The sequence below is a fragment of the Vibrio sp. 378 genome, assembly GCF_033339435.1.
This window is the reverse complement of record NZ_JAWOUO010000318.1, coordinates 1-847: the sequence shown is the minus strand read 5'-3', so window position 1 is coordinate 847 and position 847 is coordinate 1. Positions and strand designations below refer to the sequence as shown.

Sequence of the window (847 nt, the reverse complement as noted above, 5' to 3'; positions counted from 1 at the left end):
ATCAGCGAGAACTGAATATTCCCCAAACCTTGTTGCTGACCGCCACAGCAACGCCCGCCGTTATTGAGGACATGAAGAATAAGTTCGATATTGCGAGTGACCACATTACTGTAACTGGCTTTTACCGTTCGAACCTCGATATTTCAGTCATCCCTTGCGAAGAGTCCGAAAAGCAAACGCAACTCAACACGATTGTCGCCGCAGCCCCTAAACTGCCAACCATCGTTTACGTAACGCAACAGCAAACTGCAGAGCAAGTGGCTAAGTCATTGATCCACATTGGCGTTAACGCTCATGCGTATCATGCAGGAATGAAAAGTGAAGTTCGTGAGCAAATACAACAACAATTTATGGCGAGCCAAATTGACTGCATTGTGGCCACGATTGCCTTTGGGATGGGTGTCGACAAATCCGATATTCGCCGAGTGATCCACTTTGATCTGCCTAAATCCATTGAAAACTATGCCCAGGAAATAGGTCGAGCAGGACGCGACGGACAACGCTCTGAATGCATTCTGCTTGGCAATACTTCTGGGTTAACTGTATTAGAAAACTTTGTGTTTGGCGACACGCCTGAGCGCTCTTCGATTAGTTATGTATTGGGTCAAATCAAAGAGCACCAACCTCAGTGGGAAGTCGTGCCACTACGCTTGTCTCGCGAGAGCAATATCCGCCAGTTACCACTCAAGACACTGTTGGTGTATTTAGAGCTTGCGAAAGTGATCGAAGCTAAGTTTAGCTACTTTGCCGAATATCGATTCAAATTCCTACAAGATCAGCAATTCATCGTTAACCAATTCCAAGGAGAACGACGCGAGTTTGTAGAAGCCATTTTCACTTGTTCGAC

General features: G+C 46.2%; 1 protein-coding gene. It reads left to right on the top strand.

Annotated elements, in window-relative coordinates; genetic code table 11:
- Positions 1 to 847, top strand: an 847-nt coding sequence (locus tag R7Q48_RS25960) for a helicase-related protein (protein ID WP_318133059.1), incomplete at both ends; no start/stop codon positions are given.